This window comes from Pseudoalteromonas luteoviolacea (assembly GCF_021654285.1).
Classification (GTDB): Bacteria; Pseudomonadota; Gammaproteobacteria; order Enterobacterales; family Alteromonadaceae; genus Pseudoalteromonas; species Pseudoalteromonas luteoviolacea_J.
The window spans coordinates 146,391-170,238 of the sequence record NZ_JAKFZS010000002.1 but is presented as its reverse complement, the minus strand read 5'-3'; the positions used below and the strand labels follow the sequence as shown (position 1 = coordinate 170,238).

23 protein-coding genes are annotated in these 23,848 nt (G+C 42.9%); 15 read left to right on the top strand and 8 right to left on the bottom strand.

From position 1 onward, the window contains the following. Positions 1 to 4 precede the first annotated feature (4 nt). Both L1077_RS02110 and L1077_RS02105 read left to right on the top strand, forming a co-directional pair. Entirely contained in the window at positions 5 to 1,093 is a 1,089-nt protein-coding gene (locus L1077_RS02110; protein ID WP_237135404.1) for an efflux RND transporter periplasmic adaptor subunit, read from the top strand. Positions 1,094 to 1,276: 183 nt separating this feature from the next. Further along, entirely contained in the window at positions 1,277 to 2,212 is a 936-nt protein-coding gene (locus L1077_RS02105; protein ID WP_237135403.1) for a glycoside hydrolase family 16 protein, read from the top strand. On the opposite strand, the gene L1077_RS02100 is transcribed toward L1077_RS02105, so the two are convergent. Then, positions 2,209 to 3,843 carry a winged helix-turn-helix domain-containing protein gene (locus tag L1077_RS02100; RefSeq protein ID WP_237135402.1) on the bottom strand — a complete coding sequence of 545 codons (1,635 nt, stop codon included), beginning with the start codon at positions 3,841 to 3,843 and terminating at the stop codon, positions 2,209 to 2,211. The two genes, L1077_RS02105 and L1077_RS02100, sit on opposite strands and share 4 nt — an antisense overlap. Positions 3,844 to 4,231: 388 nt before the next feature. On the opposite strand from L1077_RS02100, the gene L1077_RS02095 reads away from it, so the two are divergent. The 7 genes from L1077_RS02095 to adhP all read left to right on the top strand — a co-directional run bounded on the left by L1077_RS02095 (position 4,232) and on the right by adhP (position 13,609). After that, positions 4,232 to 6,193 carry an FAD-dependent L-amino acid oxidase gene (locus L1077_RS02095; protein WP_237135401.1) on the top strand — a complete coding sequence of 654 codons (1,962 nt, stop codon included), beginning with the start codon at positions 4,232 to 4,234 and terminating at the stop codon, positions 6,191 to 6,193. A 72-nt stretch (positions 6,194 to 6,265) separates the two neighbouring features. Continuing rightward, positions 6,266 to 8,056, top strand: coding sequence for an alpha-keto acid decarboxylase family protein (locus tag L1077_RS02090; RefSeq protein WP_237135400.1), 1,791 nt, complete (start codon positions 6,266 to 6,268; stop codon positions 8,054 to 8,056). 152 nt (positions 8,057 to 8,208) lie between these two features. Beyond that, complete coding sequence (locus tag L1077_RS02085; protein WP_237135399.1) at positions 8,209 to 8,910, top strand: spondin domain-containing protein; 702 nt, start codon at positions 8,209 to 8,211, stop codon at positions 8,908 to 8,910. Positions 8,911 to 8,920: 10 nt separating this feature from the next. Then, a complete protein-coding gene (locus L1077_RS02080; RefSeq protein WP_237135398.1) occupies positions 8,921 to 9,703 on the top strand; it encodes a spondin domain-containing protein in 783 nt (260 codons plus the stop codon). Positions 9,704 to 9,778: 75 nt separating this feature from the next. Beyond that, positions 9,779 to 10,510, top strand: coding sequence for a response regulator transcription factor (locus L1077_RS02075; protein ID WP_237135397.1), 732 nt, complete (start codon positions 9,779 to 9,781; stop codon positions 10,508 to 10,510). Continuing rightward, a complete protein-coding gene (locus L1077_RS02070; protein ID WP_237135396.1) occupies positions 10,507 to 11,982 on the top strand; it encodes a sensor histidine kinase in 1,476 nt (491 codons plus the stop codon). Before L1077_RS02075 ends, L1077_RS02070 begins: the two co-directional genes overlap by 4 nt. Positions 11,983 to 12,595: 613 nt before the next feature. Continuing rightward, positions 12,596 to 13,609 carry an alcohol dehydrogenase AdhP gene (gene adhP / locus L1077_RS02065; protein ID WP_237135395.1) on the top strand — a complete coding sequence of 338 codons (1,014 nt, stop codon included), beginning with the start codon at positions 12,596 to 12,598 and terminating at the stop codon, positions 13,607 to 13,609. Between the two features lie 55 nt (positions 13,610 to 13,664). On the opposite strand, the gene L1077_RS02060 is transcribed toward adhP, so the two are convergent. Further along, positions 13,665 to 14,078 carry an ACT domain-containing protein gene (locus L1077_RS02060; protein WP_237135394.1) on the bottom strand — a complete coding sequence of 138 codons (414 nt, stop codon included), beginning with the start codon at positions 14,076 to 14,078 and terminating at the stop codon, positions 13,665 to 13,667. Between the two features lie 45 nt (positions 14,079 to 14,123). Next, positions 14,124 to 14,345: a hypothetical protein gene (locus tag L1077_RS02055; RefSeq protein WP_237135393.1), complete on the bottom strand. Its 222-nt coding sequence runs from the start codon at positions 14,343 to 14,345 to the stop codon at positions 14,124 to 14,126. 148 nt (positions 14,346 to 14,493) lie between these two features. Between L1077_RS02055 and L1077_RS02050 the strand changes: the two genes are divergently transcribed. Next, positions 14,494 to 15,198: a hypothetical protein gene (locus tag L1077_RS02050; RefSeq protein WP_237135392.1), complete on the top strand. Its 705-nt coding sequence runs from the start codon at positions 14,494 to 14,496 to the stop codon at positions 15,196 to 15,198. Here L1077_RS02050 and L1077_RS02045 read toward each other — a convergent pair. From L1077_RS02045 to L1077_RS02025, 5 genes are all read right to left on the bottom strand, one after another. Then, entirely contained in the window at positions 15,190 to 15,804 is a 615-nt protein-coding gene (locus tag L1077_RS02045) for a GNAT family N-acetyltransferase (protein WP_237135391.1), read from the bottom strand. The genes L1077_RS02050 and L1077_RS02045 overlap by 9 nt on opposite strands. Then, positions 15,788 to 16,513, bottom strand: coding sequence for an SIR2 family NAD-dependent protein deacylase (locus tag L1077_RS02040; protein ID WP_237135390.1), 726 nt, complete (start codon positions 16,511 to 16,513; stop codon positions 15,788 to 15,790). Before L1077_RS02040 ends, L1077_RS02045 begins: the two co-directional genes overlap by 17 nt. A gap of 85 nt (positions 16,514 to 16,598) precedes the next feature. Further along, positions 16,599 to 17,093: a proteasome subunit alpha gene (locus tag L1077_RS02035; RefSeq protein ID WP_237135389.1), complete on the bottom strand. Its 495-nt coding sequence runs from the start codon at positions 17,091 to 17,093 to the stop codon at positions 16,599 to 16,601. 313 nt (positions 17,094 to 17,406) lie between these two features. Next, positions 17,407 to 17,883, bottom strand: coding sequence for a winged helix-turn-helix domain-containing protein (locus L1077_RS02030; protein WP_237135388.1), 477 nt, complete (start codon positions 17,881 to 17,883; stop codon positions 17,407 to 17,409). Positions 17,884 to 18,047: 164 nt separating this feature from the next. Further along, positions 18,048 to 18,965 carry a DMT family transporter gene (locus L1077_RS02025; protein ID WP_237135387.1) on the bottom strand — a complete coding sequence of 306 codons (918 nt, stop codon included), beginning with the start codon at positions 18,963 to 18,965 and terminating at the stop codon, positions 18,048 to 18,050. Between the two features lie 366 nt (positions 18,966 to 19,331). Here L1077_RS02025 and L1077_RS02020 point away from each other — a divergent pair, with 366 nt between their 5' ends. The 5 genes from L1077_RS02020 to L1077_RS02000 all read left to right on the top strand — a co-directional run bounded on the left by L1077_RS02020 (position 19,332) and on the right by L1077_RS02000 (position 23,741). Continuing rightward, on the top strand, positions 19,332 to 19,670 hold the full coding sequence (locus L1077_RS02020; protein ID WP_237135386.1) for a hypothetical protein: 339 nt from the start codon (positions 19,332 to 19,334) through the stop codon (positions 19,668 to 19,670). Between the two features lie 116 nt (positions 19,671 to 19,786). Then, positions 19,787 to 21,178, top strand: coding sequence for a hypothetical protein (locus L1077_RS02015; RefSeq protein WP_237135385.1), 1,392 nt, complete (start codon positions 19,787 to 19,789; stop codon positions 21,176 to 21,178). Between the two features lie 247 nt (positions 21,179 to 21,425). Beyond that, positions 21,426 to 22,526: a GHMP family kinase ATP-binding protein gene (locus L1077_RS02010; protein WP_237135384.1), complete on the top strand. Its 1,101-nt coding sequence runs from the start codon at positions 21,426 to 21,428 to the stop codon at positions 22,524 to 22,526. Then, the gene (locus L1077_RS02005) at positions 22,517 to 23,218 is read left to right on the top strand and encodes a sugar phosphate nucleotidyltransferase (RefSeq protein ID WP_237135383.1); all 702 of its coding nucleotides are present in this window, start codon (positions 22,517 to 22,519) and stop codon (positions 23,216 to 23,218) included. The genes L1077_RS02010 and L1077_RS02005 overlap by 10 nt, the downstream gene beginning before the upstream one ends. 76 nt (positions 23,219 to 23,294) lie before the next feature. Then, positions 23,295 to 23,741: a hypothetical protein gene (locus L1077_RS02000; RefSeq protein ID WP_237135382.1), complete on the top strand. Its 447-nt coding sequence runs from the start codon at positions 23,295 to 23,297 to the stop codon at positions 23,739 to 23,741. The last annotated feature ends 107 nt before the right edge of the window (positions 23,742 to 23,848 follow it).

The following is a 23,848-nucleotide window of genomic DNA, read 5'->3' as shown; positions in this document are numbered from 1 at the left end:
GACAATGCGTAAAACCTCTTTAACCATTAAATTTTTCTCATTGGCTTTGACATGCAGCACACTCATGTACGGTGCCACCAGCCATGCTGCGCTTCCTGTGTCTGTCGAATCAGTCACCCAAGCACCAATATCTAGCTCACTTGCTGTCAGTGCTACCTTGTTTGGTAAACAAGATGTAGTCATTACTTCGGGGCTTGCAGGACGACTGTTGTTTGTTGCAGAGCCTGGGCAGCAAGTAAAACAGGGGGATGTCTTAGTTCGCATGGACACCTTGCCACTTGAGCTTGAAAAAGCGCGCCAGCAAGAAATGCTCAAACGCGCAAAAGTAAATCTAAAGTTCCATACACAAGAACTCAGTCGTTTACAAAAGCTGGCTAAAACAAACAGTGCAGCGGCAACGCAAGTTGACCGTGTCCAAAACGAACATGACTTGGCGCTTTCTGACATTGCGCTGGCTGAAATAGAGCTTCGCGTTATTGCTGATAAGCTATCAAGAGCGACAATTAGAGCGCCTTTTACAGGTGTCGTCAGTGAACGATTTAAACGCGCTGGCAGAGAAGTCAGCCGTGCTAGCGACTTGCTCAACTTTGTGGATATTTACAACCTCGAAGCCAGACTATATGTCCCGGTTAAGTATTTACACTACCTCAAGCCCGGTATTGCTTTGCCATTTAAAAGTGGCGATTTAAGCAATCCAACAAGCAATACAGCCACCATAAGCAGCGTGATCCCGGCAACCGATCCGCGCTCGCAAACGGTAGAGGTCAGAGCCCAATTGGACGCAGAGCTTGGGCATACTTATGCAGTTGGTCAACTCGTTGATGTCACCGTGCCGCTGCAATCGAAGCAATCTGTGCTATTGATAAATCGCGATGCCTTAATTATCCGCCAGCAGGGGATCCACATTGTTAAAATCAATAACGATAACACTGTACAACAGATCCCTGTGAGTGTCGGGAAAGGTGAAGGCAAACTGGTTGAGATACAAGCGATGGATAAGACGCGTCAACTGAACATTGGTGACCGTATCGCTGTGCGCGGTGCGGAGCGTTTAGCAGATGGACAAGAAGTAGACGTTCAAGCCCGCAATTAAAAGCTAAATTACTAGCCCAATGAGCCTGCTTATGGATGAGTAAGGCTCATTTTTATATTCTTAAAAATCATGCGTTTAATATTTTTTAATAAATTAAAATAGACAAATTTCAGTAAGTTTAATTCGCCCTTTTTGTGCCTGTGCAACAAGCTACTCCAAACACAAGAAAATGGAGTAAACTCGATGCTGACACACAAAATATTAATAAAAGCACAACTTGGCTTATTGGTTGCGGGTACGATGGGTATTTGTGCCACATCCCCTGTCGCAAATGCAAACTCACCTCAGATCATGTTTGATGATTTTAGTTATCGTCAGTTCTCTGATGCACAAAAAAATGGTTGGCAAGTTCGTGATGAAACCGGCCACCCGGGCATTAAAAACGCAACTTGGTGGAAAGAAGGGGTTACTTTCCACCCAGACCCTATCAATCACAACAATACAGTAATGCGCATTACCGCAAAAACTGATGGCACAGCAGAGAATACACGCCACACACAAGTCTGCCACAATCGAAAATATAAAGAGGGAACCTATGCTGCACGAGTCTATTTTAATGACGCGCCGCAATATGGACCAGATGGGGACGCCGTCATACAAACGTTTTACGCCATTAGTCCTTTAAAAGCACCGATGGATAAAAACTACAGTGAAATGGATTTTGAATATCTACCCAATGGTGGCTGGGGGACCGAGCGTCTTGCCTTGTTTGCTACCTCTTGGGAAACCTTTCAATTAACGCCTTGGACCAAGGTCAACGCATATGACTATCATATCGAGTCACTACAAGGCTGGAACACACTGGTTTTGCAAGTCGCTAATAATACCCTCAAGTATTATATAAACGGCCACTTATTCGCTGAGCATGGTGCCGACGTATACCCAGAAGTGCCGATGTCAATTAACTTTAACCAATGGTTTGACCCGAATAAATTAGTGCAATCTACACAAATGCGCCAATACTACCAAGATGTAGACTGGGTCTATTTTGTAAAAGATCAGGTGGTTAAGCCGACAGCCGTTGTAAAAGCCGTAGAGCAACTCAGAAAATCTAACGTTGCTCAACGTGATACCGTGCCTGACTGGCGCCCCAAACAGGCGGATTACTGTAGCCTTTAATTCACTGTGTGAATAGGCACATGAGCAAACCAAGCCTGCACTCTGGCAATGAGTTGCGGGCTATCCGCTAGGTGGGCGATATCTAGCGCCTGTTGCGCCATTGTATGCGCACGTGCTTTTTGCCCCAAATCGCGATACATGTCAGCCTGTGCTAACAATACCCAAATTTGATTTGGGCTGGCGTTACTTTCATTTGCAACTTGCATCGCTTTGGTGAAATAGAGTTTGGCCTCGCTGATCTCTTCTTGTGCTATGGCGATTTTAGCAAGCTCAATCAAAGCGGCGGTTTGCCCATAGCGACCATGGAAGCTCTGGTGATATTCAAGCGCAGCCAATAGCCATCTTGTCGCTTCACTATATTGGCCCTGTAAACGCTTAATTTTTCCCAGCTCTTCATATGAATACGCAATAAATAACTTGTCTTGACTGGATTGAGCTAACCCTTTCGCTTTCGCTATGTACTGCTCTGCTAAATCTAATTCTTGCTGCCTGTTGTCACCTTGAGGCCAATGGATCAATAGGTACCCTATTAATAAATTGGCACGTAAGTGCTCTTTTTGACTGATTGAGTTATCTTCTAGCAATAAACTACCTTGAAGCAAATTAATCGCTTCGGGCAACTTGTAAGTGTTGGCCAAACTGCCAGCCAAATACCGCCTTGCAGCTAACATATTGGGTTGCTCAACTAACGCACTTTGAAACAATACAATGGCAGCTTCATAATCGCGCTTTAAAAATGCATTCACTCCTTTTGCAAAAGCTTGATTGCTGAACGCACCTTGATAATGGCTGCCGTCAGTTATTTCTCGTTGACCAAACTTTTCTGCCAATGCTCTGATTAATTGATTTAGTGCATCATCGACGCTGTGGGACAAAATTACCCCTTGCTGGGGGCCATGTTGAGAATGCAGTGTGTAATGTAACTGTAAATCTTCAGGGTAACCTGTCAATCGAGTTTGGACTATCAATTGTGCTCCGAGCTTTTGCTGAAGCTTAAACACCAGCTGTGCTATAGGCATCGTATTTTGCAGATCTCGTTGCTGTAAATGCTCAACGGCCAATAACACATCGTCAGTATCACTTACAGGTAACTCCGTTTGTTGAGCGAGACCATAGGTAAGGTGATCCATGCCCTTTATAGGCACCCAATCATGCAGTCTATCTGGCATATTATTTTCTACAGGTAAAAACGCAACGCGAGGCAACTGCTGTGAGCTGGATTTATCTAAAATATAATGTGCCAAGCCAATGACTAATATCAACGTTAAAAAGGCCAACGCCAAGATACGCATCGGAATAAGCGCTTTAAGTTGAACTGGCTTTTGAATGCGTTCTATCTCTGCTACCCATCGATAACCTTTTTTAGGAAAGGTTTTAATCGTATTGGGGCCGAGCATATCTCGTATCTCTTTTATCGACTGCACCAACACTTGATCTTGTACGACTAAATCGCGCCAAATCATTTCGAGTAACTCTTGCTTAGTTACAACACGATCAGCGTTTTCAACTAATACAGTCAAAACTTGTAAGGTTTTTGCACGTATCTCATGCCGCTTTCGTTGCTGTGCGTCTAGGGTATAAGCCACTCCGCGAACGAGATCGACTTCCTTGTTATCTATTTTAAAGCGCATGACATCACACCATTAGGTTGGCTTTCACAAACATTCAATATAACCAATTGTTTTACATATAGTTTGCCTCATTGTTTAAATGCACTCAAGCGTCATAAGATAATCTTCAGTCAACATAGTTTGTCGCAGGTTTATTCACTTAATAAATCGAGGAGCATACTCAACCTTACCATCACAAAGTTAACCTTTGTGCTACATTTAATTTTAATTATTTAAATGCGCCGTGCAGTAGCAGTTTATTGGGCCATTAAACAACTTACATAATAAATGTAAAACGTTATGTAAATCGCAGATTTAACTATCTGCTTTTGCAGCACAGTCGCAGTAGTCGTTTATAAGAGTAGTCGTCTGCCAAAGTAGACTTAACCATCAAGGCTAAGGAAAAACTATGACACATTACACATTTGGCAAAGAGATCACGGATAAACCCCTCCCCTCAAAAGTAAAAGTTGCCATTGTTGGCGCGGGCATGTCAGGTCTATATAGTGCCTGGCGATTACAGCAAGAAGCACAAGTTCAAGATCTGGCTATATTTGAACGCTCAAATAGAACAGGCGGACGTTTAGACTCTGATCTCATCGAATTTAATAATCTGCGTTCAGATCAGCCAAAAACCATCACGGTTAAAGAAGAGCAAGGCGGCATGCGCTTCTTGTTTGATGGGATGGACGATCTAATGGCGCTATTTTTAAAGCTCAACTTACAAAACGACATCGTTCCTTTTCCGATGAACAGTGGCGGAAATAACCGTTTATTCTTTCGCGGTGAAAGCTTTAGCGTGACAGACGCACAGCAAGATAATTATGCTATCTGGTCACACTTATATAACCTTGACCAATCTGAGCAAGGTGTGAACCCAAAAGACATCGTTAATGTCGTGTTTAATCGCATATTAGAAGCTAACCCACAGTTTCAGCAACGTCCCGAAGTCAGAGGCCCAGAATTTTGGCAAGCCTTTAGATTAGAATGTAAGTGGCAAGGACAAACGCTAAATGAATGGACCTTGTGGGACCTGTACACCAATATGGGTTATTCACAAGAGTGTATAAATATGCTCTATCGTGTACTTGGCTTCAATGGCACCTTCTTATCGCAAATGAACGCGGGGGTTGCGTATCAACTCCTAGAAGACTTCCCTGCTAATGTGCAATTTAAAACCTTTAAAGACGGCTTTAGTACATTACCGAATAAACTCGTACAAGAAGTCGGCACTGATAATATTCACTTACAGACCAATATTGAAGAAATCGACTTTACTGAAGAATCTGGACTGTATTCATTACACTATAGTCACACTGATGAACATGGAAAAATACACACAGGAGTCGTGCAAGCAGAAAAAGTGATATTAGGCTTACCTAGGCTTGCACTTGAAAAACTATTTGTTCGCTCCAATGCATTTAACCAACTCGACAAAGATAAATCTGAGCAACTTTGGAACACCCTGCAATCAGCCAGCAACCAGCCGCTGCTAAAAATTAACCTGTATTATGACTCTGCATGGTGGGGTCGTGGTACTACTGGTAGGCCTGCCGTTGAGTTCGGCCCTAACTTTGCCGACTTACCCACCGGTTCAGTATATCCTTTCTATGCCGTCAATGATGAATTGGCCGCAGCGCTGATGTACCAAGAGCGAACAACGCACCCTTCAAAAGATGTACAAGCCAAATTGGATCGTATCGGCAATGACAAATACGAGCGACCTGCCGCATTAACCATCTATTGCGACTATTTAAATATCAACTTCTGGAGCAACTTGCAAAACATTGGCGAGACTTACCACCACCCGAATCAAAGTCACTATGTGCAAGATGTCCCAGGTGATATCTATCCAGCGTCGACAGCGGTTGTGGCTCAGGCAACAAAATTCTTCAAAGAAATATTTAATACCCATTACGTACCAGAGCCGATCCTGACCAGTGCACGCATTTGGGAAGGTAGTACCAAGTTTGATATCCCAGCAAGCCGACAATTTGGTTATGGCGTTCACCAATGGGCAGTGGGTGCCAATGATAAAGAAGTCATGGAAACACTCAGTGAACCATTGCCCAACCTATATACCTGTGGTGAAGCTTTCTCTGATTATCAGGGCTGGGTCGAAGGCGCATTGCGCTCAACTGATTTGGCATTAGAAAAAAGCTTTGGTTTGAAACCATTTAGCCAAGTGTACTTTGAAAATACCAACATTCATGCAGCGGATGCAATCAAAGCAATTTATGAAGAAAACTCCAGTAAACTCATCAATCAATATATAGAAACTAACTTCTCAGCAAATGCAGCACCAATAGACCAAGCACAAGACTTTGATAGTGTTATCGGTGTTGACCTTTGCTACTTCGATACCAAGTAATCGGCAGTATCAACGTGGCGGCCAAGCAAATCGCTGAGCCGCTTTTTTGCGAACTAATCTGAGAATTTAGTTATGAGTTCATGTTTCAAAGAATATACGGTAGCAGACTATTTCAAAGACCGGCTGGAAGAAATTGGCGTTGATCACATGTTTGGCGTCGCCGGCAATTACACCGCAGGTTTACTCGATACTATTTTAGCCGACAGCCAATCCCCCATCACCATTAAGGGCAATGCCAATGAAATTTGCGCGGGGTTTGCCGCTGATGCGTATGCCAGACTCAAAGGCCCCTGCGCCGCTTATGTGACTTACAGCGTGGGTGCATTTAGCCTGCTCAATACCATCGCTGGCTCTTATGTCGAGCAAGTTCCGGTTATTTTAATCAATGGTGCTCCCACCAATAAAGAAGACCAAATATCAAAGTGCCAAGGCTTGCTTTACTCCCACACCACAGGATATGAGTTTGTCGATATTCACATGTTTCGTCCAGTCACGGTGGCCGCAGAGCGCATTACCAATGCACTACAAGCCCCCTATCAAATCGACTCGGCATTAACAGCATTGCTCAGTGAGCAGCGCCCTATCTACTTTGAGGTCACTGAGGATATTTGGCGTAGCCCATGTCAAAGGCCACAGGGGCGGATCAGAGAGCGGCAAAATGATACGCTTACGGTCAGTTGTGCCAAACAAGCTGCCGAAGCAACCTTGCAGCTAATGCTATCAAAACCAAAAAGCATATTTTGGGCTGGCATTGAACTGCAACGACTCGAATTGCAAGATGAGTTTCTCAATTTAATGGAAGTTATCAACCGCCATCATGCCATGCCCGATGGACAGATACATTTTGTAACCTCTGCATTGAGTAAGTCCGTCATTGCTGAAACACACCCTTGGTTTGAAGGCTGTGTGACACTCTCCCCATCTGAAGTAAAAGATCTGGTTGGTGAAGATGGCGTGTTAGTCGGTATAGGTGCATGGACAACGGGTAAAGATACCGGCAATCAAGATATTCGTAGTAGCAACACTATATTATCGGCGCATAAAGGTGTCTATGTGGGTGCTGACTTTTATCCATCGGTCCAACTTAAAGACTATTTGTTATACCTCACAGAGGCCTTTGAAAAACTAGCTAAAGAACAACCAGCCCAACTGAGCGGCATTCGCAAACCAATGCCACTAAGCAGTATGCCTACGCCAGAGCAGCAATTGGGCTATGATAGCTTTTTCTCTGCAATCAGCAGCTGGCTCTCAGAAGAGGATGTTTTAATTGTGGATGCCGGCTTCCCACTGATCGGTGCCCAAAAAGTTAAAATTCCCTCGCGAAATGGCTTTGTTGCACAAGCCGCCTGGTTATCGATAGGTTACTCTGTGCCAGCTGGCACAGGCGTAAAATGTGCTTACCCTGATAAACGCTCCATTGTAGTGGTCGGCGATGGCGCCTTTCATGAAACCTGTCAAGCGGTGGCCGATCAACATGCATACGGGCAAAATACCGTTGTGTTTGTCTTGGCAAACGGTATCTATGGTATCGAGCAATACCTTGTAAATCCAAATCCATTTCGTGATCCGCCGGTAGATTACCAAGATAAACTACTCAACACAGTTTATAGCTATAATGATCTGCCTTCTTGGAACATCGCTAAGTTACCGGACGCATTTGGTGGTAAAGGGATCAAAGTTACCTCTGTAGAACAACTGCTCACTGCACTAGAAGAAGTTCGCCAGCACGACAACACCAACTATGTTGTTGAGGTGTGTATACCAAAAGAAGATACCCCATCAAGCATCACAGCCGAAGCACCAACGGCCGTGGGAGAAGATGAAATATGCAACCCTCAATGGCCGCCAGCCGGTAAATTTTAACTGCCAATACCAGCCCAAGTGGCTGGTTTTGATTTTTTGGCTTGCATTAAAAAATGATCTTACTGTGATAAATTTGTGATAATTGAGGGAGGCTTTCGCAATAATTGCCCTGCATGCTTAGTGTTGTCAATTACAAACAACAAGAGCCAATTATGAAAACACGTATTCTATCACTCATCGCAGGCACACTTCTTAGCTCCGGTGCTGCACATGCAGCCTCGCTTGAAGTTAAGGTTACTAACCTAACCCAAGGAATATACTTCACCCCTTTACTCATTACTGCGCACACCAAGGATGCCATGTTATTCAATGTTGGAGACACAGCATCCGATGAGCTACAAGCCATGGCCGAAGGCGGCAGCTTGGATGGCCTTAACACCATATTGACAGGCATAAATGCGAATACTGCCCTTAACCCTGCTGGAGGCTTACTCGCGCCCGTGACAAGTACAATGACCGATTTAGAAACCACTGATGGCAACGATAAGCTGTCTATCGTGGCCATGATGCTGCCGACCAACGATGGCTTTATAGGGCTCAATAGCTGGCAGATCCCAACTGAAGCGGGCACCTATCATGTCTATTTGAACGCCTATGATGCAGGTACAGAAGCTAATGATGAACGTCTTGAAGCTGATTCCGGTGCGCCTGGCGTACTCGGTATTCCAGCCTCCCCAGGTGTTGCACCAGGCACCAACGGCGGTGGTGTAACGACTGAAGAGGAAAATAAAATGATACACATTCATAGAGGCAACCTGGGCGATGATAATGCAACAGGTGGTAACAGTGATTTACACAATACGGTACACCGCTGGTTAAACCCTGTTGCTAAAGTGACTATCACAGTAAAATAAGGTGGCTATCATGAAACTCTCTAAATTGATTATACCGATTGCTTGCCTGGCTCTAGTTGCCTGTAGTGATAATGACGATGAACCAATGACAGTCGTTGAAAGTCCGGCACCGGCTCCCACGCCTGATCCAACCCCAGCTCCAACTCCGGACCCAACACCTGACCCAACGCCGGACCCGACACCAGATCCGGAGCCTAGCGAGGCCATGTTAAAAGTCACTGTGACAAACATGACTTATGCCCAACCTCTTTCCCCTGTAGGTGTAGTATTGCATAAAGAAGGACAACTATGGGAAATTGGCCAGCCAGCCAGTGAAGCACTTGAAAAAATGGCTGAAAGTGGAGACAACAGTGATTTGCTTGCCTTGGGCGTCGTGCAGGGTAAAGTGTCTGGAGAAGGGGTTTTACCACCTGGGGCAAAAACAGAGCTTATGTTAACGCAATCGTCACTGGATGAACAAAAGTTATCATTATTTACTATGATGGTGAATACAAATGACGGCTTTACCGGTCTTAATGCCTTAGATGTGTCTTCTATGGCTGTAGGTGACGAGATGCACTATGTCACCTATGCGTATGACGCAGGTACTGAAGCGAATTCAGAAACCAGTGGCACCATTCCTGGCCCTGCTGATAATGGGGAAGGATTTAATGCGCAAAGAGAAGAACTGAACAAGGTTGCCATGCATCCTGGTGTTGTCGGTCAAGACGATGGTCTGACGAACTCTGTGTTAAGCAGTGCTCATAAATTTGACAACCCGCTGATGTCAGTAACCATTATGAGAACCAAATAGCCTCCTACTCGCCCCGGCAACCGAGTAGCTGGGGCGTGTTTGCTTGTGTAATAAGCACGAGCAGGAGGTTAGGCTATGCATCAACGTGTGCTCATTGTCGAAGACGATTTAGACATCGCTCGTTTACTACAAGTACATTTAAACGAACTTGACCTTGAAGTTGATCACCTTGCGACTGGAGAAGGTGTAATGGCTCAACTAGCGCAGCAACACTATGCCATCGTATTGCTAGACGTCATGCTACCTGTCGTCGATGGTTTAACATTGTGCAGAGAAATAAAAACACTCCACCCCAAAATCAGTGTTGTCATGTTAACTTCAAAAAGCAGCGAGATGGACCGCGTCATTGGTTTAGAAATGGGAGCCGATGACTATATATGTAAACCCTGTAGCTATCGGGAGTTTCAAGCTCGTATCAAAGCACAGTTGAGACACATTAAGCTGTTAGAAGCTCAGCAATCTATTGAAATACCTAAAGGTATTTCAGCTCCAATAAAACTCGGCGATCTGCATGTTGACCCGCACTGCCACGAAGTATCTTTACATCAAAAGCTGTTGGAGCTGACCGCAACTGAATTTGAGCTTATGCTATTTTTCGTCAAACATCCCAATCAGGTATTTTCCCGTGCGCAATTGCTAGAGTCTGTGTGGGGCTACGACCACTTAGGTTACGAACACACCGTCAATTCTCATATTAATCGCATACGAACCAAAATAGAAAAACTCACAGACCAAGCGATCATCGAAACCGTTTGGGGCGTTGGCTATAAACTCAATTCTAAGCCTTTGCAACAGGACAGGTTATGACCTTTTCACTCTATCACCGCCTTGCACTCGTCATTACTGGTGTACTCATGCTCACAGTCTCTGCGTTTGTGTTCTGGACGCAAAACCTCTCTTCTATTTCCAGAGCCCAAGCGGAGCAACAATTACATTTAGGGCTTGCTGAACATTTAGCGCAAGATAATCCGCTACTTAAGCAAGGCGTCTATGATTACAAAGCACTTGAGAACTTGTTCCATACACTGATGGTGCTTGGTCCAGCTTTTGAGTTTTACTTTGTTGATCCCAGTGGCAAGCTACTTACTTTTTCAGCAAAACCCGGTGAAGTAAAAAGACAGTCTATTGATTTAAGGCCGCTTATTCAGCTTATTAATGAACCGACTAAGCTGCCCGTATATGGTGATGACCCGCGTTCAGTTGAGCAAAACAAAATATTTTCAGTCTCCCCCGTGTATAACGGAGACAAGCTGCAAGGATACCTATATGTCATTATCGGCTCGTCGATTGCGGATTCTATCAGCGCGCATATTAAAAGCTCTGAACAATTAGCACAGAGCATTGCTTGGCTAATCGCCATGGCCGTTTTTCTGTTTGCCATTTTGTTGCTGCTATTTCGTACTATGACTCAGCCACTAAAACGTCTCAGCCAATTTATTCAAAAAGTTGAACAAAATGACTTTGATATGCAATCCATTAACCCATTAGCTTGGCCATCCAAACACAACGAAATTCATCTGGTTGGGCAAAGTGTCAACAGCATGCTGGCAAAGATAAATCAGCAAATGACGCAGCTTACAGCCATAGATGAGCAACGTCGCAAGCTGTTAGCACATCTATCACATGATTTGCGTACGCCACTTGCGTCACTGCAAGGGTATTTAGAGCTTATAGAAAAAAAACCTCCGACGGGCAACAACGAGCAAGAATACCTCGCGATTTCGCTTAAAAACTGCAATCAGTTAAAGAGCCTCATCGATCAGATTTTTGAACTTGCTCATTTAGAATCAGGACAGTCTAAAGTCAACTTTGAAGTGTTTAATCTGGGCGAGCTTGTTTATGACGTACTCGCTAAGTTCGCATTAAAAGCGCAAAAAGCAGATATATCATTAAGTGTGTACCCAGTTGAATGCGACTTTACCGTTTACTCTGATATTGCAAAGTTAGAACGAATTCTCAGCAATTTAATTGAAAATGCGCTGCGTCATACCCCTGCAAAAGGCAATATTTGTATCTCAATTTGTGCCGCCGAAAAAGCTTACAGCATTGCCGTGCAAGATACAGGCGTTGGGATCAGCCCCAAAGAACTGCCGTATATTTTTGAAGCGCGCTATCAAGCGAGTAATACGCGTGGCTGTAAAAAATCTCATGCAGGCCTTGGCCTTGCCATCACGGCAAGACTCATCGAGCTGATTAAATCCGAAATCAAAGTAAATAGCCGCCTTGGTCAAGGCAGTGAATTTATTTTTCAAGTCAGAGGGGCTGAAGGGTCACAATGAAGCTGATTTATTTGGTGTATCTTTAGCTCTATATAGTGGTGGCCACTTTGCTTTGAATTCACTGATGGACACCAATTTCAGGCCCTTTTTGTACAATTCACTTTTAAGTAAAAAATGACTGATAACCGCTTGTACTAGCCATGCATAATATGGATATGAACACGCCTTGTTAAACAAAATATTAGCATGCTGTCTATCTTTTCTACCTACAGCATAAGATATCAAAGTACCCATACCCACATTAAGTACTTGCGGCGCTGCCCACTTTTCCCACAAAGTAAAGCTCAACCATAAAGTTTAAAGTATGCACCAACATACCCATCATAATGGGCAAACTCATGAAGGGCAGATGCTTGTGTATCATGCCTTGCGTTAAATCCTTCAGTTTAATTCCTCTTATACTCTGGCATGAGCTATATCAGTTAGGTTATGCCCACTGTAAGGCAGAGCCAGAAAACAAAACAGAGATACAATTTCACGTTGAACGTAAACTTAAAAGAATATCCATGCCATCAAGCGCTAAATATTGCGCCGGATCAACCCTGGCAGTGCAAAACTAGATACACTCAATATCAGCACAATCAATTGTCTTCTATTTACGAAAGGACCCACTATGAAAGCAGCCGTTGTTCATGAATTTAAAGCGCCGCTGTGCATAGAGACTGTTGCACAGCCACAAATCCAACCAGGGACAATTTTAGTTAAAATTGCGGCTTGTGGCGTATGCCACACCGATTTACACGCCTGTCATGGCGATTGGCCCGTAAAACCCAAGATGCCGCTCATCCCCGGCCATGAAGGTGTTGGCGTCATTGAAAGAAAAGCGGATGATGTCCACCATTTAAACATTGGTGACAAGGTAGGGATCCCTTGGCTACACACAGCGTGTGGACATTGTGAGCACTGCTTAAAGGGAGACGAAAACCTCTGTCCTCAGCAGCAAAATAGCGGCTACTCAGTTGATGGTGGCTATGCGGAATATTGCTTAGCTGACGCCAACTATGTCGTAAAAATTCCCGCTAATTTAGGATTTGTCGAAGCTGCTCCCTTATTCTGTGCTGGCGTTACAACCTATAAAGCACTTAAGATCAGTGAGGCAAAGCCGGGGCAATGGGTATCTATTGTTGGTGTTGGTGGGCTTGGGCATTTAGCAATTCAGTACGCTAAAGCCATGGGCTTAAATGTGATTGCTGTGGATACGGGTGACAATAAGCTTGCTCTGGCCAAAGAACTTGGGGCCGATCATTACATCGATTATCAAAAAACCGACCCAGCTACTCATATTCAGTCAAACTATGGCGGCGTGCAAGCGGTTATCTGTACTGCTGCTTCAAAAAGCGCTTTTGACAGTGCATATCAAAGCGTCAAACGCGGCGGTAAATGCGTGCTGGTTGGATTACCCAATGATGCACTGCCGATCCCTATCTTTGATACGGTATTAAAAGGGATCAGTGTAATAGGCAGTATCGTCGGAACGCGGCAAGATCTCATCGAGTGTCTTGAGTTTGCCTCGGCAGGAAAGGTACGCGCCATTGTGCAAACGCAACCTCTTGCCAATATCAATCAAGTCTTTGATCAGATGCTAGAAAACGATATTCAAGGGCGTATTGTACTGACACTAGATTAAACCCCCTACTTTATCCCAACTTGCTAGGCTGCGATGGCAGCCTTTTTTATAAAAACTACGCCCCTTGTTGACTTTGCGACAGCTTAATTAAACACTGCAAAGCCTTATCAGCACATTCATTTTGTACAAAAATATGGTCATGATAATACCCTGCAACGACATTCGCACTGAGTCCTTCTTCCCCCAATGCTGTTGCGAATGCGGCAGTCAGGCCAACCGCCTCTAAACTAGAATGCACATTTAAGGTAATACAGCGATAATCCCCTTGATAATTAATATCCGCCTCTTGTGCATACGCCTTGCTGGTGATCACCGTGATCCCCTCTTTTTCTCGGAACATACCGTGTATTTTACTCAGTGAAAGGTGCGCTAGTTGACGCTCCGATACAACACAATAGACATACAGCTGCGCAGATAAAACAGGCTCCATACTGGCTAGCAGCACCGATAAATTGGTTTCTCCCGACATACTTTGGCTCTCTTTAATTGTTATTTTTAAATATCAAATGATGCATTAATCTTCTTCAGATTTTTGCTTTTTCCGCTGCTCTTGCTTCGCTTTAGCTATATTCTTAAATTGTGGCGGTGGAATTGGAAATAGCGCAATTAAAGGCATTAAAGCCATAAATAAAAAAGCGCCTTTGGGCATTTTCTTGGCCCAACGCACCGCGCGATACATAAGTATAACGACACCGAGTATGCAAAGCATGAGTAGCACGCGAGTTTGCCAGTCCATATTCATTAGTCCTTTGTTAAACTGTCATATTGCTATGTGGCCACCGTATATCTTTTTCAAGCTAAGCGCTGTTTCGCGAGTTTTTATGACGTAAAAAAAAGAGTAAGATTAGGATAGTCATCGCATCGCTGCTAGGAGATAAACATTCATGACACAGGCATCAAACAATCAAGACCAAGCCATTGCTGAGATAATCTTAGCTATTCGAAGCAAAGCACTGTCAAAAATACTCACAGCCTATCAAGCGCAAGATGACAAAGGCCGTGCTGCACAACTTAAGTTTTGCTACGAAACAGGTGAGTCGCAGCCCAACCGCTATGCCGATTATCAGAATATCGCTGCACAATGTATCGCAGCGCATGGTCTGCCTTCAGGGATTATTGCTGGGCTGAATAACAATGATAGAGTGAACTTTTTTATGCCCGCACTGCAAGCATCAGAGTCATTCACACAGACAAATCATCAGGGCAATACGTTTCTACACGCCTTATTTGCCAATACAGAGCAATCGCCTCCTCCGTTTAACTTCATTCGTTCATTATTATTATTTGAACGTAATGAATCACTGGCTAAGACACTGCGTGTACGTAATCAAAACAAGTTAACGCCACTGGAGTGTTATTTTGTTTATGCTCTCAATGAACAACCGCTACCTGAGCATGAGCTCACCGCCCTATTTGCGTTAATCGAAGCTGAGCAATCAGACAATACGCCTGCACTCCATGATAATCTATTGCATGTCAAAGCTGCATTGAAAAACCGTAACATCACGCTGAATACACAAAATCAAACACTACTGATTGTCGCAAGCTATTATCAAGTCGATATCAACCAAGTGTGTCAGTTACACTAATGACTTATTCTCAAACTCATTACGCGTCACTGCATATAAACAGTGCGATTGTAAAACATGCCCATTTGGTAAATCAGGATGGGCAAAGTTTTTATTTAAGTTCGTCATACCCAAGCGTCGCATCAATTGCTGCGATGGCTTATTTTGCAAAGCCGTGAACGCGTACACCTGTTCCAAAGACAGTACCTCAAACGCAAATTTCAGTGCCGCTTGAGCAGCTTCGTATGCATACCCTTTGCCCCAAAAATCACGATGTAATCGCCAGCCTATCTCCATAAAAGGTTGATTTGGATTTACCCTTGTTTGCCAGTGTAAACCGACAAAGCCAATAAACTGGTCCGTGCTTGGGCTAGTAACAGTCACGTCTTTACCTCCACACAGCGCCACAGCCCAAAAGCCATAACCTCGCTCAGCTATCAGTGCTGCAATTTTATCACTCAGCGCATTGCTTTCATCGATGTTTAATTTAGCAGGAAAGTAACGCATCACCTCGGAGTCTGCACTCATTTGTGCAAAAGGGTCTTTATCTTTTTCTTGCCACTGTCTCAGTACGAGTCGCTGAGTCACCAGCTCTGCAACCCAATGATACTCAGGTATTTTTGCCATACTCTATATATTCCTTTGCAGTCATAGGAAAGTACTTAACTTTACTATGCAAGATATGAGTTGGATCTGGATCGACAACCTCAACGGGAATGTCTTTATGACGTGCAATATCTAGGGCCATTTGCGTTATATTGACACTAAAAGAGGTGCCCATGAATACTATTTCACTGGCATCCCACATACGTCTTTGGGCTCTACCAATACCGTATAAATCAGTATAAAACTCATCAAATAGCAGTACAAAAGGCTTCAAAGAGACGTTTAGCTCCGGCCCTTTACTAGAAATTTTAAAAAGTTCTAACAAGGATGTCGTTAAATTATTTTCATCGACTAAATCCCAAGGTGCTGTGTCTATCTCTACGTCTTCTCCTTGAACATGGTATTTGGTCATTTTATCAATCCGACCATGGATGGAGATATAATCATCATTGCCTGCTTTGCCATCTAACCCATCGATGTTTTGTGTTATCAACAACCTATCAGCCAACCAATGATGTACTTCGTTTGGACCATGATGTCGATATGTTACAAAGCGATGATAATACCACTTTAAAAACTCAGCTGGATTTTGCTCATACATGGCTCGTGTCGCCATTTGCTGCGGTGTATAGTTACGGCTGCCTATTGTCCAGAATCCATCCTCACCTCTAAAGGTAGGAATACCACTTTCGGCGCTTACACCAGCGCCAGTAATATATAGTGTCGTCATTTAAAGTTACTCTACAAAAAAATTAAACAGACAATTGAGCTAGGTTCTTACCACAGCACGAATTCAGCAGGTATACTTTGAGTACTCAAACAACATTAGCATCAGGCATTAACTTTACTTGTTGTTTAGCTGAACAAAAAGATAACCATTTTGATGTATTTTTTAGACTAAAACTATACACGGTGCCGCCAGTTGATTTGTCTCTTTTGCAGGCATACTGGACAGCTTCCATGGCACTTTTTCCAAAATCCATTGCAGCAATGGCCCAATTAGCCCCCGAACCAATCGCCCAATTCATCTGCAAAGGCTCTAAAAAGCGTTTTCCATAACGGATCTCACCATAAAAAACTTCATCACGTTTGTTGATGAAGAAAAAAGTGCAACTTATCGCCTCAAAACAGTTTTTTTTCCAGTTACTGAGCAAGTGGTAGATTTCGGTACAATTACCCGTAGCAAAAACAAACCCATTATAAACTCGTTGGCACTTTTGTGCCTCGTCGGTCACGATGCTTTGTGATGTGGTAGTTAAGCTATCAACACAAATGACTTGTGTTGAGTGATGGTATGCTATCGTAGTCAAATAACACTCCTTTTTGGTCAAAATAGACTAGCATGCAGGCTAGCTTAAAGGCACCAACAAAAACAGGTCAAACATGCCCTAATATTACGCCTTTATACTTAACTTTGGCAAAAGAACTCAAACTAAGTTCGATGCTAAAAGTTATAATTGAGACAAAATAAATTCAAATTGCTACTTTAACCAGCTGAGTAATTATTTTTTACCTATAAATAAGGAACATATAATTTATGAAAAGTCAGCGCCATGCCTCCCCTCATTTACACTCTATTGTAATAGATCTCACATAGACATATCACGAGTACATTGGCACCTCTTAAGCAAACGCTAAATAGCCACCGAAGACACCAACTGCAAGCAGTGCTGGTACAATAATCATCCATGGTAATTTAGCTGACTGACCAACACTAACTTGTTTTACTTCATTGGCTGTATCTGACTCTAATCTTGAACTCGGTGTATTGTCTTGACTTGCAGAAGAGCTTTGCGCTTTGGCTTCAACAGGATCGCACGGCAGCTGCCACTGATAGCCTTTTTTCGAAAAAGTCTTTATGGCTTCGTCACCAAATAAAGCCCTTAAGTGACCAATATTTTGAAATACAACCTGTTCTGTGACAGTCCTACCTGGCCAAACTTCCTCTAATATCTCGACCTTACTGTGGATCTTGTCTGGCTGGGTGATCAGCAGAGCCAATATTTGCGCTGGCTTCTCTTTTAGAGAAATTTTTCGTCCATCTTTTGATAATGTGAGCGCCTGAATATCAAATTGAAAATCTTCGAATGCTAGTTTCATTGTCCCTGAGCTTATAATTATAGTTTTTACCGATGTTACTATTTCTACCACAAATTGTAATATAAATTAAACCTGTTATTTCTTTTAGGTATGAATTTCATGTTATTTGAAATAAAACAGTTTGAGTCAATATAATTACAAAATTTTAAGTAAACTTATACAGATCATTTATCTAATTTTATTTGTGATGTATTTTTATTGACCCTAAACAAGCCAGTTAACTGGCCTCCAAACTGATATAGCGCCAAACTTGAAATTATAATAATGGTGCCAGCCAAAAGTAACGGTGTAATCGGCTCATCATTAACCTGTGCTCCCAATGTCATGGCCAGCCCTGGGGTGATTAAGGTCGTCAACGCTACGGTACTCGCTTTCATCTTTTGTAAAATATGGAAATACGCTAAAAACCCAAAGAACGAGCCAAAAATACCAAGGTATAAGGTTGACCATTTCGACTTTTCGCTCCAATTATCAACTTCAAATGGGGCGCCAGCTAACAACCACATAACCAAGAAACCTGGCACCGCAATCACTAAGGACCCTAAGGTTGTGGCCATCGGGTGGATCATTATCTCTACTCGTTTTACTAGAATGCCACTAATGCTAAAGTTGATAGTGGCAAATAAAACATATATCAGGCCTAAAGGCTCAATCTTTAATTCCTTAAGTTGAGTAAAACACACTAAAAACATGCCCACTAACGCCAAGCCAAGTGCACATTTTTTTACCTTGGTAAATTTATCCTCTCCCAAAAGCTTCTGTGCCAATACACCAGATATAATCGGAGCCAATCCGAAAACTAATGAAATGACGCCAGAAGGAACCGTTTTAGATGCCAAGTATGAAAGCATCATGCCAGCTAAAATCCCCCCACCTGAGTAGGCATATAAGCGCCAAGCAGTGCTTGTCCAGTGCATTTTGATTTTACAGAGTGTCACTACAACAGCTGCAAGTATCAAAGCGATGACCATCCTCAGTAATACACTTGTCGTCGGCGCCATAGACGAGCTACTCCAGACAATAGTCAAAGGTGTAGTAGACCAAATTAAAACGACAAATGCATAAGACAATTGCACGGGCATTGTTATTTATCCTTGTTAAAAAAGGACGATAAATGGGGTGAATTATTCAAGATAAGCTAACCGCATTCATCGTCGCGGTTAGAAAAGTGCTAAACCGCTACACACTTAGCCATGTGACAGAGTGCCACTTGCAATTGAGTTGTGTATTGGAAAGCAAATTCATGGTTATTTCTTATTATCCTGTGAAGAAGAATGGTTACTATGTACCCTTCAATGGAATGAGTCAATACGATTCGCAAATAAAATCTGATGACCTCTCAAAGCAATTCAGATAGACAAATAAAAGTGCTCTGGCATAGCATCGCACAGTGATGAATTAAGGGTAGTTTGAAAATGTTATTGGCCTATATTTTAGTAATTGTATTAGTGAAGACTTCCTTGTTAGGCTTGGGTGCAATCAGTATTTTGCTCGCAATGCTCGCGCTGTTAGTCATTAAATATGCGCCCTTGAAAATAGAGCAGCAAACAAAAAGTCAATTCAACAAAATATATCTCGTGGTTTTGTTTGGGCACTTAAGTGCCTACATCGGGTTACTCATAAAGGCATTTTTTATCGATGGCATTGAAGATATTCCCACGTTTATTGTCAGCCATTTAGTGCTACACCATATTCTGTGCGCATTGGTTGCGGGCGTTACAACTTTTATGGCGCTGCGCATATTCACTGCACAGCGCAACCACAATAGCGCCACTGTCACGCACTAATTTATAAAAGATCATGATTGATTTATCCTTGGACATATTTTAAGCAAATCGTCCCTAAAGAAATAACACAGTTGGCCGATTAATAGAGCCGTAAATCAGATTCTAAGGATAAGGTGATGATTAATCGATTGGCCAACTTGGTTGCAGGCAGTGCACACAACTATTCGAACAACAGTAAAAGCCCCCATCTCAATTCAGCAGTCAAAGACGCAGGCGCAAAGTATGACCCGAATACACTGCCCAGTGGCGGTGATTATCATGTATCACTTTCAGCAGCTCAAGGCGATGACCTTTTCGAAGATTTTTTAGATGATAGCTTCTTTAAAGCAATACCGGAGTTAGTTTCTTTTGGCTATTCCAGTGTATATAGAATTCGAGCTGATAATAAAGAAGAGAACAGCTTTCAATATGGGGAGCTCACAGAACAAAGTGATATTGACGCATTCTTGGTACAAAAAGACAGACTGTCCTCAGACGGGCAAATTCGATTTTCATTCATAAAACCCACTAAAGAATTACTCGAACTGAGCCAGCGTTTAAATGACGATGAATTAGAAAAACTGGCCGAAGTCCTAACATCTGCGCCACGCTATAATGAGTACACCAACTTAATCAGCGATCACAGTGAAGACATCATCTCAACATTAAGCACATTATCAGATGATGTGCTCAGTAGTTCACTGGACGTTATGGCTCACTTAGTTCAACAAAATAAAGCACACGACAGAACAGCCCCCTTCACACCTGCGGGGCTACTCGGTGAAGATGGAATTGAAAACCCATTGCTACGAGTTGAATATGGCCTATTTGAAGACCTAGGATTAAGCGAGTTAAACGATTACTCTTCACACCTGATGCAATACGTTAAATTGCTTGATAACAATAAAATGCATGATGGCCAATTACTAGAGCTCAATCAACATATTAACCAAGGTGATTTTGCAACCAATGCGGGGATCATTGATATGGCCACTACCATCAAACCTTTTGAGCAAGACAGTTTCTTTGCCATGTTACAAGAAGTAGATAAGTCAAACACTCAGAATATTTTCGCCATGCTAGGACAACAAACAGACAAATGGGCGCATACTCAATACTTTATGACAGAAGGCCGAGAATTTGTAGTACATCACGATGAAGATACCGATGAAAGCGAGCGCAGAGATTTGCATAAAAGCGTCTTGGAAGCGTATGAAAATAATGGACTGAGCTGGATGAATGAAGTCATTGAGTTTACTTTTGATACGCCCGCAGCGACTCACGGGGATATGTGGCAACAGCTTTTGCACGATGTAGATAACCATCCAGATGAATTTCTACATTCAGACTCCATTGAGGTATGGGCAGAAAATAATTTAGACATCATAAAGAAAAACTTTGTGCAACAGCAGATACAAAAAGTCTACGAATTCAACCTCGATTTACGTGTCCCTTACCAATTAGGCGAGTTGAAATACATCGAACCGGAAATACAAGATGAGCCGACGGATAATAGCGTACAACCTTAACTTTTAATCCAAGCTTGGGTATATCCGCATAAAACATGTCTTTAGCCGTACTACAAAGTAAAGCGGATATATTACACTTGGCTCATTTTTTACAACAGCTTCACTCGTTCAGCATTGACGCAAGCAAAAAAGCATGGTCAACTAGCGCCGAAAAATAACCAGATAAATAAACCCGTCGAACATCGCAAGCCCAGCTCGCTTCCAAAGTTAAGTAAGACGCCACTGAAATATCCCAAAGGTTTAACACATGAATCAAAACGACATGATACTCTGTCGCGCGCCTCTAAGATTAGGCCTTGCCGGTGGTGGCACGGATATTCCCCCTTATGTTGATTTATTTGGTGGGGAGGTACTCAATTGTACTATCAACTTATATGCCCATGGTAAAATCAAGCCAGGGGGCAATACTCTGAAAATGCACTGTCGAACTTCACAGCAGGAGCTCGTTACAACAGCGTTACCGCAGCCCCCATTGACCGGAAAACTAGTTATTCAACAAGCGGTGTACTTATATTTTATGGAGAAATATAACAATGGGCGTTTTTCTCCCTGCCAGATAGAAACATGGTGCGATACCGGCTATGGTAGCGGTTTAGGGGCATCCTCGGCTTTAACCGTGGCACTGATCAAAGGGTTTTGTCAGCTTTTTAAACTGTCTTTTTCTTCGGCTAAACTTGCTGAGACTGCTTATTTCATAGAACGAAATATATTGAAGTTAAAAGGTGGATTACAAGATCAGTACGCAGCTGCTTACGGTGGACTGAATCTCTTTAAGTTTGCTAATCAGCACTCACATCAAGTCAAAAACATTGCTCTTCCAACTCAAGCAAAAATGCAGTTGGAGTCTCAAATCGTGTTAATTGACAGTAATATTACTCGTACTTCCGAAAAAGCTATTACAACACAGTCGATAGACTCTCCCTCCAATAACGCAGCTAAATTACAAAGCCTAAATAAGCTAAAAGCGCTCGTTTCTCCTATGTTTCATGCGCTAGAGCATAATGACATTGCGCTTTTTTGGTCGTTATTTAATAGCGCTAGCAAACACAAACACACCCTTGGGGAGGCAGTTTTGCCTCATACTCTAAATAATATTTTTGCTAATATTATGGGCGCTGGCGCCTTAGCTGGAAAAGTATGTGGTGCCGGAGGCGGAGGATTTATGATGTTTGCTATTGCAGAGCATAAGCTCTCTACTTTAAAAGAACAATTAGGTGAGACACACGCACAGAGTATGCGACATATTAAACTCGTTAATCACGGCGCTCAGGCACTTACATTACATCACAATGATGCTTATAAGCAGCCATTTATTGAAACAACTAACAAGGAGTTAATATGGATGTAGTAGTGCTGGTTGGTGGTCGAGGAACTCGTTTAAACTCTATTGTAAATACTGTCCCTAAGCCCCTTGCCCCAGTTGCTGGGCGGCCTTTTTTTGATATTATTTTACACAAATTACAGCATGCTTTTGGTCAGCAGCTTAACTTAGTATTTGCAACTGGCCACCTGCATCAATGCTTTGTCGATTACGCGAATCAGCATACTCACCAAGTGAATATCTCATTGAGCCAAGAGCTAACGCCACTGGGGACCGGTGGAGCCATTCGCCAAGCACTTACATATTGTAAAAGTGAATCGGTCTTAATACTCAACGGTGACTGCTATTTTGATATTTGCTATCGAGCATTTGTTGAAAGTATTCCTAAAGGTGAAATCATCAGTATCGCTAGCGCTTATGTTAATGATATCAGCCGCTATGGCGCCCTCACATTTAGTGACAATAACACCGTTATTGATTTTAAAGAGAAAGGCCAAATAGGTTCAGGCTATATCAACGCTGGTGTTTACTTAGTCAATAAAGCGCATTTGCTCGCAACAACCGATATGTCAGCATTTTCTTTTGAGCAATACCTTATGAACTTTGTCAAAACAACGCCCTTGTTTGCAAAGCGGTACAATGCTGAATTTATAGATATTGGTACGCCTGAGGACTTTCACAAAGCACAATCTTTACTCAAACCTCTGCCAAGAGCATAAAGCAGAACTCGCTTCCACATTATTTGCGCAATTAGTAGTCAAACTAAAATAACTAACCTGTTGGAGCTAATTGCCCATGATCACACAAGCTACGCAATCATATTCACACTCTGCACAAGCAAGTCGCCCTCAGACCACATTATCTGAGCAGCAAACAAGTACTATCAAAGAGACCTTGGAACAGTTTGACCCCGACAACTTGTCAGAAGCCGATGCACAAAGCATCGTAAACAGTTTCAGCGAGGCCGGTATAAAACCGTCAAAAGCATTAGCTGAGCAAATGTCTGAACTCGGCTTTGATGCCAAAGCCATCGGCGAACTCGCAGGCGCGCCAGCAAAGCCTCCAAAAGACAAGTCTGCTCCGCAAGTGGATTTAAAGCAAGTCGTCGATTATTTGAGTGATGCCTTGTCGGCGCAAGATACCAATCAATTAAATGATGAGCAAAAGCAAGCGCTATTATCTGACTTAAAGTCTCAATTTGGTTTGCCCGAAGATGGGAAGTTAGTCAATCTTCATGTTTGAAATTTGAGCGCAGTTATGTCATTGTAGCGTTATCGAGTGGGAACCATTCGATAATCACAACGTAAGCGGGATAGACCTGCGTCGCGTTTTACAACAACAGCAAGGGG

Excerpts from the sequence above, each read along its gene's own strand:
- L1077_RS02055 (WP_237135393.1), bottom strand. The coding sequence starts at position 14,345 with ATGGACTGGCAAACTCGCGTGCTACTCATGCTTTGCATACTCGGTGTC.
- L1077_RS02005 (WP_237135383.1), top strand. The coding sequence starts at position 22,517 with ATGGATGTAGTAGTGCTGGTTGGTGGTCGAGGAACTCGTTTAAACTCT.
- L1077_RS02110 (WP_237135404.1), top strand. The coding sequence starts at position 5 with ATGCGTAAAACCTCTTTAACCATTAAATTTTTCTCATTGGCTTTGACA.
- L1077_RS02010 (WP_237135384.1), top strand. The coding sequence starts at position 21,426 with ATGAATCAAAACGACATGATACTCTGTCGCGCGCCTCTAAGATTAGGC.
- L1077_RS02100 (WP_237135402.1), bottom strand. The coding sequence starts at position 3,843 with ATGCGCTTTAAAATAGATAACAAGGAAGTCGATCTCGTTCGCGGAGTG.
- L1077_RS02090 (WP_237135400.1), top strand. The coding sequence starts at position 6,266 with ATGAGTTCATGTTTCAAAGAATATACGGTAGCAGACTATTTCAAAGAC.
- L1077_RS02070 (WP_237135396.1), top strand. The coding sequence starts at position 10,507 with ATGACCTTTTCACTCTATCACCGCCTTGCACTCGTCATTACTGGTGTA.
- L1077_RS02105 (WP_237135403.1), top strand. The coding sequence starts at position 1,277 with ATGCTGACACACAAAATATTAATAAAAGCACAACTTGGCTTATTGGTT.
- L1077_RS02050 (WP_237135392.1), top strand. The coding sequence starts at position 14,494 with ATGACACAGGCATCAAACAATCAAGACCAAGCCATTGCTGAGATAATC.
- adhP (WP_237135395.1), top strand. The coding sequence starts at position 12,596 with ATGAAAGCAGCCGTTGTTCATGAATTTAAAGCGCCGCTGTGCATAGAG.
- L1077_RS02040 (WP_237135390.1), bottom strand. The coding sequence starts at position 16,513 with ATGACGACACTATATATTACTGGCGCTGGTGTAAGCGCCGAAAGTGGT.
- L1077_RS02000 (WP_237135382.1), top strand. The coding sequence starts at position 23,295 with ATGATCACACAAGCTACGCAATCATATTCACACTCTGCACAAGCAAGT.
- L1077_RS02045 (WP_237135391.1), bottom strand. The coding sequence starts at position 15,804 with ATGGCAAAAATACCTGAGTATCATTGGGTTGCAGAGCTGGTGACTCAG.
- L1077_RS02085 (WP_237135399.1), top strand. The coding sequence starts at position 8,209 with ATGAAAACACGTATTCTATCACTCATCGCAGGCACACTTCTTAGCTCC.
- L1077_RS02075 (WP_237135397.1), top strand. The coding sequence starts at position 9,779 with ATGCATCAACGTGTGCTCATTGTCGAAGACGATTTAGACATCGCTCGT.
- L1077_RS02080 (WP_237135398.1), top strand. The coding sequence starts at position 8,921 with ATGAAACTCTCTAAATTGATTATACCGATTGCTTGCCTGGCTCTAGTT.
- L1077_RS02060 (WP_237135394.1), bottom strand. The coding sequence starts at position 14,078 with ATGTCGGGAGAAACCAATTTATCGGTGCTGCTAGCCAGTATGGAGCCT.
- L1077_RS02025 (WP_237135387.1), bottom strand. The coding sequence starts at position 18,965 with ATGCCCGTGCAATTGTCTTATGCATTTGTCGTTTTAATTTGGTCTACT.
- L1077_RS02095 (WP_237135401.1), top strand. The coding sequence starts at position 4,232 with ATGACACATTACACATTTGGCAAAGAGATCACGGATAAACCCCTCCCC.
- L1077_RS02030 (WP_237135388.1), bottom strand. The coding sequence starts at position 17,883 with ATGAAACTAGCATTCGAAGATTTTCAATTTGATATTCAGGCGCTCACA.
- L1077_RS02015 (WP_237135385.1), top strand. The coding sequence starts at position 19,787 with ATGATTAATCGATTGGCCAACTTGGTTGCAGGCAGTGCACACAACTAT.